This is a genomic window from Nitrosomonas sp. Nm51, from assembly GCF_900111165.1.
Classification (GTDB): Bacteria; Pseudomonadota; Gammaproteobacteria; order Burkholderiales; family Nitrosomonadaceae; genus Nitrosomonas.
In genome coordinates this window covers 1-18,350 of the sequence record NZ_FOGH01000052.1, presented here as the reverse complement: position 1 = coordinate 18,350, position 18,350 = coordinate 1, and the positions used below count along the sequence as shown (strand labels likewise).

General features: G+C 51.0%; 13 protein-coding genes. 3 read left to right on the top strand and 10 right to left on the bottom strand.

Annotated features, from left to right (window positions below; translation table 11 throughout):
* Positions 1-26: 26 nt before the first annotated feature.
* A complete protein-coding gene (locus tag BMY60_RS12850) occupies positions 27-1,049 on the bottom strand; it encodes a hypothetical protein (RefSeq protein ID WP_090334157.1) in 1,023 nt (340 codons plus the stop codon).
* 505 nt (positions 1,050-1,554) lie between these two features.
* On the opposite strand from BMY60_RS12850, the gene BMY60_RS12845 reads away from it, so the two are divergent.
* A complete protein-coding gene (locus BMY60_RS12845) occupies positions 1,555-1,743 on the top strand; it encodes a hypothetical protein (protein WP_143057446.1) in 189 nt (62 codons plus the stop codon).
* A 253-nt stretch (positions 1,744-1,996) separates the two neighbouring features.
* Complete coding sequence (locus tag BMY60_RS12835; RefSeq protein WP_090334153.1) at positions 1,997-2,998, top strand: YheT family hydrolase; 1,002 nt, start codon at positions 1,997-1,999, stop codon at positions 2,996-2,998.
* 9 nt (positions 2,999-3,007) lie between these two features.
* Here BMY60_RS12835 and yegQ read toward each other — a convergent pair whose 3' ends face one another.
* A complete protein-coding gene (yegQ, locus tag BMY60_RS12830; RefSeq protein WP_090334151.1) occupies positions 3,008-4,372 on the bottom strand; it encodes a prephenate-dependent tRNA uridine(34) hydroxylase TrhP in 1,365 nt (454 codons plus the stop codon).
* Positions 4,373-4,460: 88 nt separating this feature from the next.
* Here yegQ and dnaE point away from each other — a divergent pair, with 88 nt between their 5' ends.
* Positions 4,461-7,961 (top strand): DNA polymerase III subunit alpha, encoded by a 3,501-nt coding sequence (dnaE, locus tag BMY60_RS12825; RefSeq protein ID WP_090334150.1) that lies wholly within the window; start codon positions 4,461-4,463, stop codon positions 7,959-7,961.
* Positions 7,962-7,988: 27 nt separating this feature from the next.
* Here dnaE and odhB read toward each other — a convergent pair whose 3' ends face one another.
* The 8 genes from odhB to BMY60_RS12785 form a co-directional block, all read right to left on the bottom strand.
* Positions 7,989-9,350 (bottom strand): 2-oxoglutarate dehydrogenase complex dihydrolipoyllysine-residue succinyltransferase, encoded by a 1,362-nt coding sequence (gene odhB / locus BMY60_RS12820; RefSeq protein WP_090334148.1) that lies wholly within the window; start codon positions 9,348-9,350, stop codon positions 7,989-7,991.
* A 15-nt stretch (positions 9,351-9,365) separates the two neighbouring features.
* Positions 9,366-12,209 carry a 2-oxoglutarate dehydrogenase E1 component gene (locus tag BMY60_RS12815; RefSeq protein ID WP_090334147.1) on the bottom strand — a complete coding sequence of 948 codons (2,844 nt, stop codon included), beginning with the start codon at positions 12,207-12,209 and terminating at the stop codon, positions 9,366-9,368.
* A 21-nt stretch (positions 12,210-12,230) separates the two neighbouring features.
* Positions 12,231-13,529, bottom strand: a complete 1,299-nt coding sequence (gene gltA / locus BMY60_RS12810; RefSeq protein ID WP_090334145.1) for a citrate synthase — start codon at positions 13,527-13,529, stop codon at positions 12,231-12,233.
* 130 nt (positions 13,530-13,659) lie between these two features.
* Positions 13,660-13,893 (bottom strand): FAD assembly factor SdhE, encoded by a 234-nt coding sequence (locus BMY60_RS12805; protein WP_090334143.1) that lies wholly within the window; start codon positions 13,891-13,893, stop codon positions 13,660-13,662.
* Positions 13,890-14,585 carry a succinate dehydrogenase iron-sulfur subunit gene (locus tag BMY60_RS12800; RefSeq protein ID WP_090334142.1) on the bottom strand — a complete coding sequence of 232 codons (696 nt, stop codon included), beginning with the start codon at positions 14,583-14,585 and terminating at the stop codon, positions 13,890-13,892. Before BMY60_RS12800 ends, BMY60_RS12805 begins: the two co-directional genes overlap by 4 nt.
* Before the next feature lie 175 nt (positions 14,586-14,760).
* Positions 14,761-16,158, bottom strand: coding sequence for a ribosome biogenesis GTPase Der (gene der / locus BMY60_RS12795; protein ID WP_090334140.1), 1,398 nt, complete (start codon positions 16,156-16,158; stop codon positions 14,761-14,763).
* A gap of 103 nt (positions 16,159-16,261) precedes the next feature.
* Positions 16,262-16,999 carry a DsbC family protein gene (locus BMY60_RS12790; protein ID WP_256250835.1) on the bottom strand — a complete coding sequence of 246 codons (738 nt, stop codon included), beginning with the start codon at positions 16,997-16,999 and terminating at the stop codon, positions 16,262-16,264.
* Positions 17,000-17,022: 23 nt separating this feature from the next.
* Positions 17,023-18,192, bottom strand: coding sequence for a UbiH/UbiF family hydroxylase (locus tag BMY60_RS12785; protein WP_090334139.1), 1,170 nt, complete (start codon positions 18,190-18,192; stop codon positions 17,023-17,025).
* Positions 18,193-18,350: the final 158 nt, after the last annotated feature.

Genomic DNA, 18,350 nt, shown 5'->3' with positions numbered 1-18,350 from the left:
ATGACGCTGGATATAGACACGCCGCTTTAGCGGCTAACAAAAAGCCCCTTTGAGGGGCTCAAGCGATAAGCCTCCGGCTCTGCCGGAGGTAACTTTTTTCTCCCCTCTTTCGTGTGAGGTAGACTTGACGGTATATCGGGAAACCCCTCTAATAAGATCATATCATGCTGGTGATTCCGATAAGCCAGAAACACGTATTCATTCCAATAATTTCGGCCCAGCCCGTATTTCATCAAATACTCGTAAGCTAATTCTCTCGTTTTAGCATTTGTCTTCGGAAAATTCCTGATAAAGTAAGCGAGCCAGTCTTCTTCGACAAACGGAATGAACTCCTTTCGCGGACCTGACTTTCCTAATACATAAGGCGTCGTAAACACCACCGAATAATCTAAGCCTTGAATATCAAAAGGTGGCGGCAGTACTCGGGCAAACCACATTTCACCAGTATGTCCAAGGTAGCCGCCGGGCGAAATCGCTTTTACTGTTTCATCCGTTATCATTTCTCGCAAAAATACAGACTTGCCTGATGAGCCTTCATGTTTGTAAATCCCCATCCTTGACGTCTGCATCTTCTCAAACAACGCGGTCAGTCCCTCGTCTACTTTGAGAAATCGGCATAAATCAGTCGCAATCGTACAGAGCGTTTCCTTCTTTGCGCCGGAAAAACACAAATCGAAAGAACCCCAGCACGTAAAATAGGAGGTTGTCAGCGGACTCATCGGCGGCCCTGAAGGCATGTATTCTTCTTGCGCTTCCGAATACACATCGGCTAACTTATCGAGCATCGGTAACTCTATGATTAGCTCAATCAATACGGAAAGCTGATTCTGTGCGTAGATGTATACGCCATGAAGCGGATCGTATTCCGTTAGCTTATGCTTCGAAATGACCGTTTTCCGGAAATTCTCAGCCTGGATTTTAGCTTCTCGCCAATCAGAAAGATGAGTGATCTTTTCTTGAAAATGTTGCCGCGCAGAGGCAATAACTTTTCTGGCGACTGGGCCTCTGCCAGTGCCGGTTTTCTTTTTCAATTGCGCTTTCTTCTTCATCTTCAAATCACGATATATTTGATGACAGAAACCAGAAGTGCTAACGCTGGTGATGAGCAGCGCTTGACTGACCACAGCGAAAGCGAAGGGAAGAAGCGGTCAAGCGCGGACTTCATCGCCCTTGTTATACGCTCTCGCCATCGTCATCCCATGTATGCCTAGCATATCATCATATCTTATATTTCATGAATTTAAACACTATATTATTTTCCATGGCAAGCGCCATCCGGGTGATATGGGTGCGGTTGAAGCGGACAGCTTTTTACTTATCTGGCCAATGAACGGCGTGTATCCAGTTCTACCCAGAGTCAGGCGTTATCGGCACAATCGGAAATGCAGGCGTTGTGAGTGAAGCTGCAACTGCCCGGAGCTGGCATGCGGCTAGTGGAAGCAATAAGATGCGCGTCAAGGATTATGTGGCGGTGTTGCCCGGTCGCTTAGGAGCCGCGAATAAACAAGTGTGACAATTGGACGCGTCTGGCGGGATGCAATGCAAGGCGAGAGGATGAGTCCAAGCTATGGCGACGACGAACAACGCCGCAGTGTGCCCGCCAGGCGCGATCTAGGTGTTGCAGTTATTTATGAACGACTCCTTAGCAGAAGGATATACACCATCAGCTTGCAAGACGCCGTGAACGGCATGAGTTGGGTATCCAGCTGGGCAAAGCAGATGTCTGGCTATCTGACGCCTTAGGAAGCGCCGTCATCATATCGATGAAAAGCAGGTGCAGCGCTATCTCAAAAAAGCAGCGCAGGCGGGAAATATTTACAAGCCGGCATCAGCATCACCGCATACCTTGCATCACAGTTTTGCAACGCATATTCTGTAGCTTACCGGCGTCTGGCGAATACGTCCTGATTAACCGCAATATCCAAGCGAAGAAATTCGAACCATCTTTCATCTACAAAATGCTAAACTTCCCACGGTATCGATAATAAAGTGCCTCATGAAAACCGATTCCATCCCGCTCTATACCGAGTCTTATGTTGCGCCGAAATGGCTGCGAAGTGGTAACGCGCAGACGATTTATCCGTTTCTGATGCGCCAGAAACCGTTGTTTGTCTACCGGCGTGTGCGCTGGGAGCTGGACGACGGCGATTTTGTCGATGTCGACTGGCTTGACGGTCACGTGGAAGCGCCGCTGGCGATTATTTTCCACGGTCTTGAGGGCGGTTCGAACAGTCATTACATCATCAGCATTAAAAACATCCTGCAGCGGTATGGCTGGCATAGCGTGGTGATTCATTTCCGCGGCTGCTCCGGCTCGCCAAACCGCCTGCCGCGTGCGTATCACGCGGGTGATTCGTCCGAGATTGACTGGATGGTCAAACGTATCATCCGGGAGCACAGGCAGATGGATACGGAACGGCAGCCAGTGTATGCCATCGGTGTGTCACTGGGCGGCAATGCGTTGCTGAAGTGGCTCGGAGAGCAGGGTGGGGAAGCGAATAAATGGCTCAACGGCGTTGCTGCGGTATCAGTGCCGCTGGATCTGGCTGCGGCCGGTGCGGCGCTCGATTCGGGATTCAATCAGGTATATACGCATCATTTTTTGAGTACGCTGAAGTACAAATCGTTTGAAAAACTGGAGAAATTTCCGGGCCTGTTTGACGGTAAAGCGCTGTCGAAATGTAAATCGATTTATGAATTTGACAATATCGTTACCGCGCCATTGCACGGATTTAAGGATACCGATGATTACTGGCAGCAGTCGAGCAGCAAGCAGTGGCTGCCGTATATTGATGTGCCAACTTTGCTGATCAACGCGCGCAACGATCCGTTTATGCCGGATTCGGTATTGCCCGGTGCTGATGAAGTCTCAGCGGCGGTGACGCGGGTGTTTCCGGAGGAGGGCGGGCATGCCGGGTTTATCCAGTCACCTTTTCCCGGCAATTTCGAATGGTTGCCGAAAAGGATTGTCAGTTTTTTTTATCACCAGTGCCGATAAAAAGGCCGGTCACGATAAAAACCGTGCCACAAACGCATTGCGGACATTCCGGGTCATTGGAATGCGCACGCGGTGGCCGCTGCCGGGCGCAGCGAACACCGGTTTGCCTTTGCTGTCCTGCATTTGTGTCAGTTCGACGACCTGATTACCGGACGGGTGTATTATTTCAAGGCGGTCGCCGACCTGAAAGCGGTTTTTGACCTGTATTTCCGCCATGCCGCTGGCTTCGTCAAATCCGGTGATATCGCCGACATACTGGCTGCGGTTCGATTCGGAATGGCCGCGCAGATAATTCTGTGTTTCATGCGTCTGGTGACGCTGGTAAAAGCCGGTGGTATAGCCGCGATTAGCCAGTCCTTCGAGTTCGCCAAGCAGGGATGGATCGAAATTTTTCCCGGTGACAGCGTCGTCAATCGCTCTGCGGTATACTTGCGCGGTTCTTGCGACATAATATAAGGATTTTGTTCTGCCTTCGATCTTGAATGAATCGACGCCTATTTTAGCCAGCCGCTCGATATGTTCCACCGCGCGCAAATCCTTGGAATTCATGATATAGGTGCCGTATTCGTCCTCCATGATTGGCATGCGTTGGCCGGGGCGTTCTTTTTCTTCGATCAGATACATCTGGTCGGCCGCCGGATGCCGCTTGAAATCAGGTTGCTGGCCGGACCTACTGTCGGCTTCGCGCATCGCTGCATTAAAGTCGAAATCAATTGTTTCGGTTGATTTGATATCGCCATTGTCGCCTTCTTCACCCGTGGTCACTTTATAGTCCCAGCGGCAGGAGTTGGTGCAGGTGCCCTGGTTCGGGTCACGGTGATTGAAATAGCCGGATAACAGGCAACGTCCGGAATACGCAATACACAGCGCACCGTGCACGAATACTTCGAGCTCCATATCCGGGCAAAGGTCACGTATCTGCGCGATTTCATCGAGCGACAGCTCGCGTGACAGGATAACGCGTGTAAGTCCGAATTTCTGCCAGAATTTGACACCCATGTAATTGACAGTGTTAGCCTGAACAGACAAATGTACGGGCACTTCCGGCCATTTTTCGCGCACCATCATAATGAGGCCGGGATCGGCCATGATCAACGCATCAGGCTGCATCGCGATAACGGGCGCCATGTCGGCCAGGTAGGTTTTGATCTTGGCGTTATGCGGCATGATATTACTTGCGACAAAAAATTTTTTCCCCAGCGCATGCGCTTCGGAAATGCCTGTTTTCAGCTGTTCCAATGCGAATTCATTGTTGCGCGCGCGCAATGAGTAACGCGGTTGCCCTGCGTAGACTGCATCGGCGCCATAGGCATAAGCCGTGCGCATTTTTTCAAGCGAGCCGGCGGGAAGTAACAGTTCTGGAATAATCAACATGATGTAAAATTAAAACCGGTAAAGAAAAAAGCATGATTGAAATCTGCTTTGAATACTGCAATCAACCAAGCGTTCAATTGTAACATTTATGGCTCAAAAATCTGCCGAACCGGGTTTTATCCACCTGCGGCTGCACAGCGAATTTTCCATTCTGGACAGTACCATCAGGATTAATGGCGCTATCGCAAAAGCGGTTGAAGATCGGATGCCTGCTTTGGCACTCACCGATCTGGCCAATGTATTCGGTGTGGTGAAATTTTATCAAAACGCCCGCAAGAACGGAATCAAACCCATTATCGGCTGTGATGTCTGGATTACCAATGAAACCGACCGTAAAAAGCCTGCGCGCGTGATACTGCTGTGCCAGTCGTATTCCGGTTATCTGTTGCTTTCACGGTTACTGACGCGCGCTTATCTTGAAAACCAGGTACAAGGCAGGGCCGAGATCCGATTGTCGTGGCTGCGCGATGAACCAGGCGGGACGAAAGGGTTGATCGTACTATCCGGCGGGTATTTCGGCGCGATCGGTCAGTCTGTTCTGCGCAACGATCTGCAACAGGCCGAAACGCATGCCAGAGAATGGGCTGCACTTTTTCCGGGACGGTTGTATATCGAAATTCAGCGTGACGGCCACGATCATGAAGAAATCCTGCTGCAGCAATCGGCGGCAATTGCAAACAAGTTAAATCTGCCCGTCGTTGCCACCCAGTCAGTGCAATTTCTTGCGCCTGACGATTTCGACGCGCACGAAGCGCGGGTCTGTATCGCAGAGGGCTATATTCTTGCCGATCGGCGCCGTCCGAAAAAATTTACCCGGCAACAATATTTCAAGACGCGGCAGGAAATGGCCGCACTGTTTGCGGACATACCGTCAGCGCTGGAAAACAGCGTCGAAATAGCCCGGCGCTGTAACCTGGAACTGGAACTGGGTGTCAACAAACTCCCGTTATATCCCACGCCCAACAACGAAACCCTGGAAGATTATCTGCGCAGCGAGGTTGCTGCCGGACTCGAAAAACGCATGCTGGCGTTGTTTCCGAATGATGCCGAACGCAATGAACGGTTGCCCGAATATCAGGCGCGTATGGATTTTGAGGTGGAAACTATTATTTCGATGGGTTTCTCGGGTTACTTTCTGATCGTGGCCGATTTTATCAACTGGGCCAAACGCAATAACGTGCCTGTCGGTCCGGGACGCGGTTCCGGAGCCGGTTCGCTAGTTGCATATTCGCTTGGTATTACCGACCTCGACCCGCTTCGCTACGACCTGCTGTTTGAACGTTTTTTGAATCCGGAACGTGTGTCCATGCCTGATTTTGATATTGACTTTTGCCAGGATAGGCGCGAGAAAGTGATTGATTACGTCAAGCAGCGTTACGGAACTCAAAGCGTTTCCCAGATTATTACCTTCGGCACCATGGCGGCCAAAGCCGTAATCCGCGATATCGGCCGCGTGCTTGATCTGCCGTATAACTTTGTCGATCAACTGGCAAAACTGGTGCCGTTTGAAATCGGCATGACATTGAGAAAAGCGCGTGAACTCGAGCCGCAGCTTAATCAGCGCGCTGCCGAGGAGGAAGACGTGCGTTATTTGCTGGAGTTGGCCGAACGTCTGGAGGGAGTGACGCGCAACAGCGGTATGCACGCGGGCGGAGTATTGATCGCGCCTGGGAAAATCACCGATTTTTGTCCGGTTTACTGCACTGAATCGGCCGACGCCGTAGTCAGTCAGCTTGACAAGGACGATGTCGAGAAAATCGGTCTGGTCAAGTTTGATTTTCTTGGTTTGCGTACTCTGACTACACTGGATCGTGCCGTCAGCTATATTAATCAGTCCCATGGTGAGCTGTTTTCGCTTGCAGGACTGGCGCTGGATGACGCCGCGACGTATGCATTGCTGCGGCAGGGTAACGCCATCGGCATTTTCCAGTTTGAGTCGCGCGGGATGAAAGACTTGCTGCAAAGGGCAAAACCCGATCGTTTTGAAGACATCATCGCTTTGGTCGCGCTTTACCGGCCCGGCCCGATGGACTTAATACCGGATTTTATTGAGCGCAAACATGGCGTACAGAAAATTGAATACCTTGATCCGCGCCTTGAGCCAATTTTGAGTCCAACTTACGGCATCATGATTTATCAGGAGCAGGTGATGCAGATTGCGCAGGTGATCGGCGGCTACAGCCTGGGCAGCGCCGATCTGCTGCGCCGTGCGATGGGCAAGAAAAAAGTCGAGGAGATGGCGCAACAGCGTGATATTTTTGTCGCCGGTGCGGTGAAAAACGGTGTGGGCGAGGCAAAAGCCAGTGAACTGTTCCGTCTGATGGAAAAATTCGCCGGTTATGGATTTAACAAATCGCATGCCGCGGCGTATGCGCTCATTGCCTATCAGACCGCTTATCTGAAAGCGCACCATCCGGCCGAATTTATGGCGGCCTGCTTGTCGGCCGATATGGACGATACCGATAAGGTGTACATTTTTATTCAGGACAGCCTGGCGAACGGTTTGACGATTTTACCGCCTGACATCAACCAGTCGGATTACCGTTTTGTGCCGACTGACGGCAAGGCGATCCGTTACGGGCTTGGCGCGGTTAAGGGTACGGGGGAATCGGCGATTAACGCCATCCTCGCAACCCGGAGCAAAGGCGGCGTTTTTACGGATCTGTTTGACTTCTGCAACCGTGTGGACCGGCGTATTATCAACCGGCGCGTAATTGAGTCGCTCATTCGCGTCGGCGCATTCGATTGTTTGCACCGCAACCGCGCCAGTTTGCTGACGTCAACAGGAGTCGCTCTGGAAAGCGCGGAACAGTCGAGCCGCACCGCCAACCAGACCACGCTGTTTGAAGATCATGACGATCTGACATTACGGCCTGCATTGATTGCAACAGCGCCATGGACGGACCGGGAAACGCTGCAGCAAGAAAAACAGGGACTTGGTTTTTATTTCAGCGGACATCTGTTCGATACCTATACTCGTGATATTCGCCCGTTTATCCGTACTACGCTTGACCGTCTGGCCCCTCAACGTGAAACACAGCTAATCGCGGGCATTATTCATGCCGTGCGCGTGCAAATGACGCGGCGCGGCCGAATGGCTGTCATCAGCCTTGATGACGGAAAAGCCGCCGTCGAACTGATGGTGTTTGATGAGCTGTTTAACGAAAACCGTAATTGGCTCAAGGAGGATCAACTGCTGGTTGCGGAGGTAAAAATCGGTATCCGTGGTCAGTATAACGGCCAGGAAGGCAGCGACGAGCTGCGTATAACCGCAGAAAAACTGTATGATCTGGCCGGCATACGTACCCACTTTGCCAAGCAGATCAGGCTGCGCGTCAACGCTGACACGCTGCCTGCGATCGCTATCTTAAAAAATCTGTTAACACCTTATTCCGGCCGGGACCGTCCGGATCAATCGGTACGGGCCGCTGGCATGCAATCGTTGTGTCCGGTTGCGCTGGTATATCATAATCAGAAAGCTGCCTGCGAAATTGTGCTGGGCGAGGGCTGGCGGGTCAATCTGGACGATCAGCTGCTGCACACCCTAAACCGGCATTTAAAAGCCGAGAATGTCGAAATTGTGTATTGATATTAGCGGCTGTGGATTGCCTGTTTTTCAGGCCTCCAGCAGCGGGCTCATCGGATACTCAAGTGCCTCCTTGATCGCCACCAGCGCCAGTACCGCCTCACGCCCGTCAATGATGCGATGGTCGTACGATAACGCCAGATAATTCATTGGGCGAATCACAATCTGGCCGTTTTCGGCCACAGGCCGTTCTTTGGTCGCATGTATGCCCAGAATGGCGCTTTGCGGCGGATTGATAATCGGTGTGGACAGCATGGAACCGAACACGCCGCCGTTGGTGATCGAGAAAGTACCGCCTGTCAATTCTTCAAGCGCTAATTTGCCATCACGCGCGCGTTTAGCGAAATCCGCAATTTGCGTCTCGATCTGGGCGAACGTCATGCGGTCTGCATTACGCAGGATCGGCACGACCAGGCCGCGCGGGCTGCCGACAGCAATCCCGATATCATAATAATCATGATAGATGATTTCACTGCCTTCAACCGAGGCGTTGACAATTGGGTATTTTTTGAGTGCGGCTACGACCGCTTTGACAAAAAACGGCATAAAACCGAGCTTGACGCCATGCTCCTTCTCAAATTCGCCACGGTAACGTGTGCGCAGGTCGATGACCGCCTGCATATTTACTTCATTGAACGTTGTCAGAATTGCCGCGGTAGATTGCGATTGCACCAGTCGTTCTGCAATACGCATGCGCAGCCGTGACATGGTTACCCGGCGGTCTATCCGTTCATTTGTTTCGCCGGTTTTCGTGCCTGGTTGCGTCTGTTCCGCCTGTCCGGATTTTTCCGGTCCGGTGCTTTCTTCAACAGACTGTTCAGTCTCTGTTTCGCCGGCTGATGCCTCCTGATCGTCTTCTGTTTTGTGATCGATGTAAGCCTGTACATCCTCGCGGGTAATGCGCCCGCCGCGCCCGGTTCCCTTGATTGACCGCGTTTCCGATGTTTTCAACTGATTTTCTTCCACCAGTTTTCGCGCTGCCGGCATCAGCATCGGAATCGTAGGGTCTGCCTTGCGTTCGGGCTTTTGGTCTTCGTCTTTTTCGTCATCTTCGTCAGACGCCGATTTATCTTTGGATGACTTCGCTGCTGATTTTTTTTGCGTTTCTTTTGACGCCGTTTCTTCCGGTTCAGTATCGGCATTGTTTTCAGCCGCTTCGGTATCGATCTTGGCGATCACTTCCCCGCCGGTGACCGTTTCGCCATCGCCTTTGATGATTTCTTTTAAAATGCCAGCCTTGGGCGCGGGTAATTCCAGTACAACTTTATCCGTTTCAATATCGATCAGATTTTCGTCGCGCTCGACCTGCTCGCCCTCTTTTTTGTGCCACGTTATCAGTGTCGCTTCCGCCACTGATTCAGACAGTGCGGGCACTTTGACCTCTACTAACATATTGCCCTCCGTAGGCTAAATTTTTTCCCGGAATGCAGCTTCAATGACTTCGTTCTGCTGCATTTTATGTTTTGCCAGATAACCGACTGACGGTGAGGCGGAAGATGGCCGCAACGCGTAACCCAGAATCTGCGAGGATTTCATATTTCGCAGCAGGTAATGCTGTATGCGGTGCCATGCGCCCTGATTGCCGGGTTCCTCCTGACACCAGATCACTTCGCTGGCATTGCTGTAACGATTGATTTCCTGCCTGAATTCTTCATGTGGAAAAGGATATAGCTGTTCCAGCCGGATAATTGCCATATCATTTATCTGCTGCGCATGCCGGTACGTTCTCAGTTCATAATAAATTTTTCCGCTGCATACAATCAGGCGCCTGACCTGCTCCGGTTCCAGTGCCTCTACTTCAGGGATCACCGGATAAAACCTGCCATCGGCCAGTTCCTCCAGGTTCGACACCGATTCTTTGTGCCGCAGCATGCTTTTCGGGCTCATGATAATCAGCGGTTTGCGCAAAGGGCGGAGCATCTGCCGCCGCAGCAGGTGAAACATTTGTGCGGGCGAGGAAGGGACGCACACCTGAATATTATAGTCTGCGCAAAGCTGTAAAAACCGTTCCAGCCGTGCGGAAGAATGTTCCGGCCCCTGTCCTTCATAACCATGCGGCAACATCATCACCAGACCGCACAAACGTCCCCATTTGGCTTCGCCTGAAGCGATAAACTGATCAATAACAACTTGCGCGCCGTTGGCAAAATCACCAAACTGTGCTTCCCAAATGACAAGTTCCTGCGGTTGTGCCGTGGTATAGCCGTATTCAAATCCGAGTACGGCTTCCTCCGATAAAATGGAATTAATCGCGGTAAAATCCGGCTGCCCCGGTGCTATATGGCGTAAAGGCACGTAAGTCTTTCTGTTTTCGGGCGAAGTATCCTGGTTATGCAGCACGGCATGCCGGTGAAAAAAGGTGCCGCGTTCCGAATCTTGCCCGGAAATCCGTACAGGAAATCCCTCATACAGCAGTGCCGCATAAGCCAGACTCTCCGCCATGCCCCAATCCAGCGGGTGTTTTTCCTGTCCCATCAACCGCCTGTCGTTAATAATCTTTTCAACCCGCTTATGCAGGATGAAATTTTCCGGAATATCCGTTAAACGCGCGGCCAACTGTTTCAGCGTATCCAGTGACATACCTGTTTTTACAGGCTGATTCCATTTAAACGGTTTTTTGAATGCCGTCCAGTTAACCGAATAAGGAGATTTATAGTTGTAACGGACTTTTTTGTTTGGGTTGGCCCCTGCATCCATCGCTTCACGGTAGGCCTGTACCATGGCATCGGCTTCATCTTTTTTAATAACGCCTTCGGCTTCAAGTTTTTCGGCGTAACGCTGGCGCGTTCCGGGATGCTTGCTGATAATCTGATACATCCTGGGCTGCGTCACCATCGGATCGTCCTGCTCATTGTGTCCGAGGCGCCGGAAACATACCATATCGATGACAACATCTTTGTGAAATTTCATCCTGAAGTCCAGAGCAAGCTCGGTAATCATGGTTACCGCTTCAGGATCATCGCCGTTAACATGGAGAACAGGCGCCTCAATCATCTTGGCGACATCCGTGCAATAAAGTGTCGATCGGCTTTCACGCGGATCGGATGTAGTAAAGCCGATCTGGTTGTTTATAATTACATGTACCGTTCCGCCTGTACCGTAACCACTCGTCTGTGACAGGTTCAGCGTTTCCATGACAACGCCCTGTCCGGCGAAGGCTGCGTCGCCATGAATTAAAACAGGCAGTACTTTGTCGCCTTGGCGGTCATGAAAGCGGTGCTGGCGTGCGCGTACCGAGCCTTCCACCACGGGATTAACAATTTCCAGATGCGACGGATTGAACGCAAGTGCGAGTCGTACCACGCCATCCGGCGTGTTAACCGCGGAAGAAAATCCCTGATGATATTTAACATCGCCTGACGGCAGATCTTCCACATATTTTTCTTCAAATTCACGGAAAAGATCCGCGGGCATTTTTCCGAGTGTATTAACCAGCACATTCAGTCTGGCGCGATGCGCCATACCGATAACAATTTCATCGATGCGCAGTTTTCCGGCGCAGTTAATCAGACAGTCGAGCAACGGGATAAGGCTTTCGTTACCTTCGCCTGAAAACCGTTTCTGGCCGATGTAGCGGGTGTGCAGGTATCTTTCCAACCCCTCGGCAGCACTCAGCCGTTCCAAAATAGATTTTTTATATTCATGACTGTAATTCGGGTTGGACCGCTTGGTTTCCAGCCTGCTTTGCAGCCAGCGTTTCTGTTCTACAGAAGATATGTACATATATTCCGCGCCGACAGAGCCGCAATAGGTTTCCTTGAGAATCTGAAGAATTTCCCGTAACGGTGCGCGATCCGGGCCTGCCAGAGACCCTGTATTGAATACAGTGTCCATGTCTTTGTCGGTAAAACCGAAATTAGCCGGATCAAGTTCCATCCGAAGCGGTTTTTCTTCAAACTGCAACGGGTCCAGCGCAGCCTGGCTTAACCCCAGGTAACGGTACATATTGATCAGTTGCAGCACCGCAACCTGCTTGCGGTCGTTGGCATCGGTCTGGATGACTTCCGGCAGAACAATCATGCCATCAAGTCTGCCGGCTTTTCCCTCTTTGGCCGGTTGCTGCTGTTGCTTGGCAGTGGTGCTTTTTACAAGTTGATTGACAGACAAGCCAGGTGTTTGCTGAATTTTGTCAAAGTATTCGCGCCAGGCTGGTTCGATTGAAACCGGGTTATGCAGGTATTCCTCATACATCGCTTCAACAAAAGGGGCATTTGTGCCGTATAGCATGGAATCCTGCAACCGCTTATTCATCACTGGCAATCCTGTCAGTTATTAATTACGAAAGTCTGACGGCACATCGCGCATGTGAGTGCCCGTATACAACTGGCGCGGACGTCCAATCTTGTAGTCCGGATCGGAAATCATTTCGCTCCACTGGGCAACCCAGCCCACTGTGCGCGCCATTGCAAAAATCGCAGTGAACATAATGGTTGGAATGCCTAAAGCGCGCTGGACAATGCCGGAATAAAAATCAACGTTCGGATACAGTTTCCTGGAAATGAAATAATCGTCCTCGAGTGCGATTCTTTCGAGTTCCAGTGCGAGTTTGAACAAGCGGTCATTCTCCAGTCCCAGCACATTCAGGACTTCGTGGCAGGCCTCGCGCATTAATTTTGCACGTGGGTCGAAATTCTTATAGACACGGTGACCGAAGCCCATCAGCCGGTAGTTTTCGTCTGGGTCCTTGGCGCGTTTGATATGTTCGTTGATACGGGAAACATCGCCGATTTCTTCGAGCATGTGCAGGCAGGCCTCATTTGCGCCGCCATGTGCCGGTCCCCATAAGCAGGCAATGCCGGCAGCGACGCAGGCAAATGGATTGGCGCCGCTGGAACCGGCCAGACGCACTGTGGATGTAGATGCGTTCTGCTCATGATCGGCGTGCAAAATCAGAATGCGGTCCAGTGCGCGCACAATTTTTGGATCGGCCTTATAACGTTCGGTGGGTAGCGAAAACATCATATGCAAAAAATTTTCAGCATAGCTGAGATCGTTGCACGGATAGACATATGGCTGGCCGATATTGTATTTATACGCCATCGCGGCAATGGTCGGCATTTTTGCTATCAGGCGCATCGCAGACAACTCACGGTGGCTCGCATCGGAAATGTCCAGAGCTTCATGATAAAATGCTGACAAAGCGCCCACAACACCGACCATGACAGCCATAGGGTGCGCATCCCGGCGGAAACCGCTAAACAGCTTGACCAACTGTTCATGCAGCATCGTATGATGCTTGATCACGCCATCAAATTCGGTTTTCTCTGCCGTCTTAGGCAATTCTCCATGCAGCAGAAGATAGCAGATTTCGGAAAAGTCGCACCGCCTGGCGAGTTGCTCTATCGGATAACCGCGATATAGCAGAACGCCCTTTTCACCGTCGATAAACGTTATTTCGGAACTATTGCTGGCAGTTGATAAAAAACCCGGGTCATAGGTAAACAAACCGCTCTTGGCATGCAATTTGCGGATATCCACCACATCAGGTCCCATGGTTCCCGATATGACCGGAAGTTCAATGGCTTCTCCGTCAGCACTGAAATTCAAGGTTGCTGTCCTTTTTTGTGTCATATTAGTTCTCCATGTATTGCATCAATTCGATCACCGGAAATTTGCTATATTACCGTTACAAGCGTTTTACACATCATTGTAGCCATAAAAAAACGATTACACTAATAGTCAACAGCCAGACCGCAGACGGTCAGCTTTTTTGTAACAATTTTAATACCGGCAACTGATCATCGTCTATGTCAGCTTTTCTGGCACAGATCAAATCCCATAAATCATTGTCGGCGAGTGACAGTAATCTTTCGAATTGTAATAATTCTTCTGCGCCAAGTTTCCTGTAATACTTGTCCATAAAGCGTTGAAGAATAATATCTAATTCCAGCATGCCGCGCCGGCAGCGCCAGCGTGCGCGTTCGAATTCTTTCATACTGTTCTTTTGACCATCATGTCTTTTATTTTTCCGATTGCCTCGGTCGGATTGAGTCCTTTCGGGCATGCATCCACACAATTCATGATTGAATGACAGCGGAACAATCGGTAGGGGTCTTCCAGATAGTCGAGCCGTTCCGCAGTAGCCTGATCACGGCTATCTGCCAAAAAGCGATAGGCCTGCAGCAGCCCCGCCGGGCCGACAAATTTGTCCGGATTCCACCAGAAAGAAGGGCAAAAAGTAGAACAGCATGCGCATAAAATACATTCGTACGCGCCTTCCAGTGCGGCGCGTTCTTCAGGGGACTGCAGGCGTTCTGTTTCCGGTGGCGGATTGTTGTTGATCAAATACGGCTTGATTGAATGGTATTGATTGAAGAATTGCGTCATATCGACAATCAGATCCCGAATCACGGGCAGCCCTGGCAGCGGGCGTATTTCAATGGGTTGTTTTAGGTTTTTTAACGGCGTGATACAGGCCAGTCCATTGCGTCCGTTGATATTCATTGCGTCCGATCCGCACACGCCTTCTGAGCATGAGCGTCTTAAACTCAGGCTGTCATCAACGGATTTGATCCGCAAGAGCGCATCCAGCAGCATCTTATCGGTTGCGGCCAGTTCGATATCATAATCCTGCATATACGGTTTCTCATCTTTATCAGGATCATAACGGTATATGGAAAATTTCATCGCAGACTCCTACTTCTATGTACACAATTACTTCGAACCCTGGTTCCATCACAAAAACCAGCATGCAGTTTAACAGATGGGCGGTGATATGACAGCTTATATTACAGATATTCCAAAGGCTGTTAAAGGCAGCTTGCAGGCTGCGTGGATCGCCCGCAATCACAATACCGGTTTTTCAGCCATATTTTTTCCGGTTTCTGCGGCGGCGGTTACGCGCGCGCTGTGTTTCGGCTGCCGTGGGCGGTGCGGGTTTTTTATTCGCATAGGGGTTATGTCCGGCCTTGAATGTAATTCGTAGCGGTGTACCGGCCAGATTAAAGGTTTCGCGGAAAAAGCTTTCCAGATAACGCCGGTAAGTTTCCGGCACATGTTCGAGCATACTGCCGTGTATCACTACAATCGGTGGATTCGTGCCGCCCTGATGCGCGTAGCGTAATTTGGGCCGGGACATGCCGCCGCGCGGCGGCGCATGCTTGTCAACTGCGGCATGCAATGCGCGCGTTAGCTGTGGCGTGGATAAGTCAGCCGTTGCCGCTGCGTAAGCCTGGTCGATCGACAGCAGCAATTTTCGCATGCCGGTACCCTTAAGCGCGGAAATATAATGCAGTTTGGCAAAATTGAGGAATCCAAGTTTGCGTGTCAATTCCCGTTTAATACAATCACGCTGGTACTGATCCAGGCCGTCCCATTTGTTGACTGCTACAACCAGGGCGCGTCCCGACTGCAGTATGAAATCGGCAATGTGCGCATCCTGTTCGGCAATTTCGCTTCTGGCGTCAAGCACCAGCACCACGATATTGGCGTCTTCGATGGCCTGTAATGTTTTGACGGCGGAAAATTTTTCAACTGTTTCCTTGACTTTGCCGCGCCGACGCAGACCGGCGGTATCGATAAGCGTGTACTGTCTGCCGTGGTGTTCGAAATCAATATAAATACTGTCTCGTGTTGTGCCCGGCTGATCGAAGGCGATCACGCGCTCTTCACCCAGCAGGGTATTGACCAGCGTTGATTTGCCGGTGTTGGGCCGGCCTACGATCGCAATTTTTGGATGTCTGCAAATCGGCTCGGCTTCTTCGTCAACAGAAAAGCCGGCAATGGCCAGTGTGACCAGTTCATTCACATAATCGCCGTGCAACGCCGAAATTGCGCAGGGGTTGCCCAGCCCGAGCTCAAAAAACTCGGCGGCAACTACGTCAGCCGCCATGCCTTCCGCCTTATTGACGACCAGTACGATATCGGAATCTTTTTTCCGCAGTTGCTCGGCAATAATTTTATCTTGCGCAGTCACGCCCTGGCGCGCGTCTACAATAAACAACACCTTGTCAGCTTCATCGATTGCCTGCAATGATTGTTGCGCCATCGCCTGCATTATGCCGTTCTTGGCAATCGGTTCCAGACCGCCGGTATCCATAACCAGATAGGGTTTGTCACCAATCTTGCCATGTCCGTAGCGCCGGTCCCGCGTAAGCCCCGGAATATCCGCCACAATCGCATCTCTGCTGCGCGTAAGCCGGTTAAAAAGTGTGGATTTTCCGACATTGGGTCGGCCGACCAGAGCAAGCGTGGGTTTCATTTTGGGTTGATGAATAGCTGGCTGTTTCAGGTTTGTAATGCGTTATAGGACAGTCTTGCAAACAGCTTGTTCGCTATCTATCAGTTTAACGCGGGCAAAGCGATTATTGTTCTGCTGCCTTGGCCGCTTTTTGCAGTTGTTCTTCAATTGTCTCTGCCGGTATCATGCCGCCGACAATCGAGCCGTCGGCAAAAATCAATGTGGGTGTACCCGCGACCCCGTTTTCCTGGCCGGACCTGACTAATGTCGGCAGCGGCGTTTCACAGTCCTGGTCTTTTGGCTTGACGCCCCTGAGCATAAAATCATCCCAGGCTTTGATCTGGTCTTGCGCGCACCAGATCGAAGTGGAGAGTTCCATCGAGCCCTGTAATACCGGATAAAGCAGCGTGTAAATCGTCACATCGGTAATGTTTAACAATTCCTTTTCCAGCTGCTTGCAGTAGGGACAGTTCGGGTCGGTGAAAACGGCAAGCCTGCGCTCGCCATTTCCCTTGACGATTTTGATGGCAAACTCGAGCGGCAGTGAATCCAGCGGTACCCGTCGTGCAGCCTTGATTTCCTGCAAGCGTTCATTGGTTACGCTGGTTCGTGTTTTGGTGTCGACAATATGGCCGAAGAAAAAATATTCCGCCTTTTCATCGGTATAAAAAAGCTCGCCGCCAACCAGCGCTTCATACAGGCCCAGATAAGGTGTTTTGCGCAGGCTTTCAATTTTTACGCCTGGAAAATGAGGCGCTATGGCTTTTTTGACGGCTTCTTCATCCGCCCATGCTGAGCCGGGAAAAAAACAAAGTAGCAGAATTGGAATAAATCGTTTCAAATGCATTGTATGCATGACCATTTTGGCTCCTTGTAAAATTCAGATTAACTCAATGCGTGCTGCATCAACTGGTTTTTTATCAGCGGCAGCCGATTGGTAATTTCCAGGCCTAGATTCCGTAACCGTGCAAGCGTTGGATCAGGATTGATAAACAGTTTTTGCAGGCCGTCGGTGACCAGTTCCATTGCCAGAATATCCTCCTTGCGCGCGCATTCATACCGGCGCAACAATGTAAAATCGCCGACATCGGCTTGTAAGCCGCGGTCGTTGAGAATTTCAGCGAGTTTTCGCACATCGCGCAATCCGAGATTGACGCCTTGCCCGGCCAGTGGATGAATGCCGTGCGCTGCATCGCCAACCAGTACCAGACGCGGTTTAACCAGGCTGCTGACATGGACAAAATTTAACGGAAAGCCGGCTGGCGGTGTAATCAGCCGCAACTCGCTAAACGTATGCGAGGCGGCCTCTTCAACATGGCGGCATAATTGTTCATCCGATAATGCGCGTAATTCGGCGGCATGCGCGTCATCGGTTGACCAGACCATGGAAATCCGGCTGCCGGGTAGTGGTAATAACGCCAATACGCCATCGCGCCTGAACCATTGATGCGCCACATTGCGGTGCGGCAGCCCGGTGCTGAAATTGGCAACCACACCGTTTTGCTGATAGGGATGGCGCGAAACCGCGATATTTGCCTGCTGACGCACCCAGGAATTGACGCCGTCTGCACCGACAACCAGCGCAGTATCCAGCTGACGGCCATCCTCAAGCCGTATTTCAGCGTGTGATGCATGCCATGTGATTGCCGCGCATTGCGCCGGACAGAAAATCTCCGGACTACCGTTTTGTGATTGCAATGCCGTCCATACGGCAGTTTGCAGCTGCCTGTTTTCAACGATGCAGGCCAACTCCGCCATACCGGCTTCATAAGCGCTGAATTGAATGTGTGAGCTGCTGTCGTCACCAAAGACCGCCATGTCATAGACCGGAGCAACACGGGATGCGTCCATCCGCTGCCAGATTGCGTGATCGTGCAAAAACCCGATGCTGCCCGGACTGATCGCGTAAACACGGCTGTCCCAGCTTTCATCCTCCGGCAGGGGCAGCGGTTCCCGTGACTCAATCAAAGCAGTCTTCAGTCCACTGGCTTTCAACGCAGTGACTAGGCTGGCGCCGACCAGTCCGCCGCCGATTACGACCATATCAAATTTCATGGAATAATTATACAGTTGCTTTAAGGCGGTGTGAAAAAACAAATGACATTGATTGAGCAAGCCCAGGGCAATCGGGCTTAAATTACTCCAATAATTCGTAGCAGATAATCATTATCCCAACCTGCCTTTAACCGTTTTGTTTTTACACCAACTTTTGA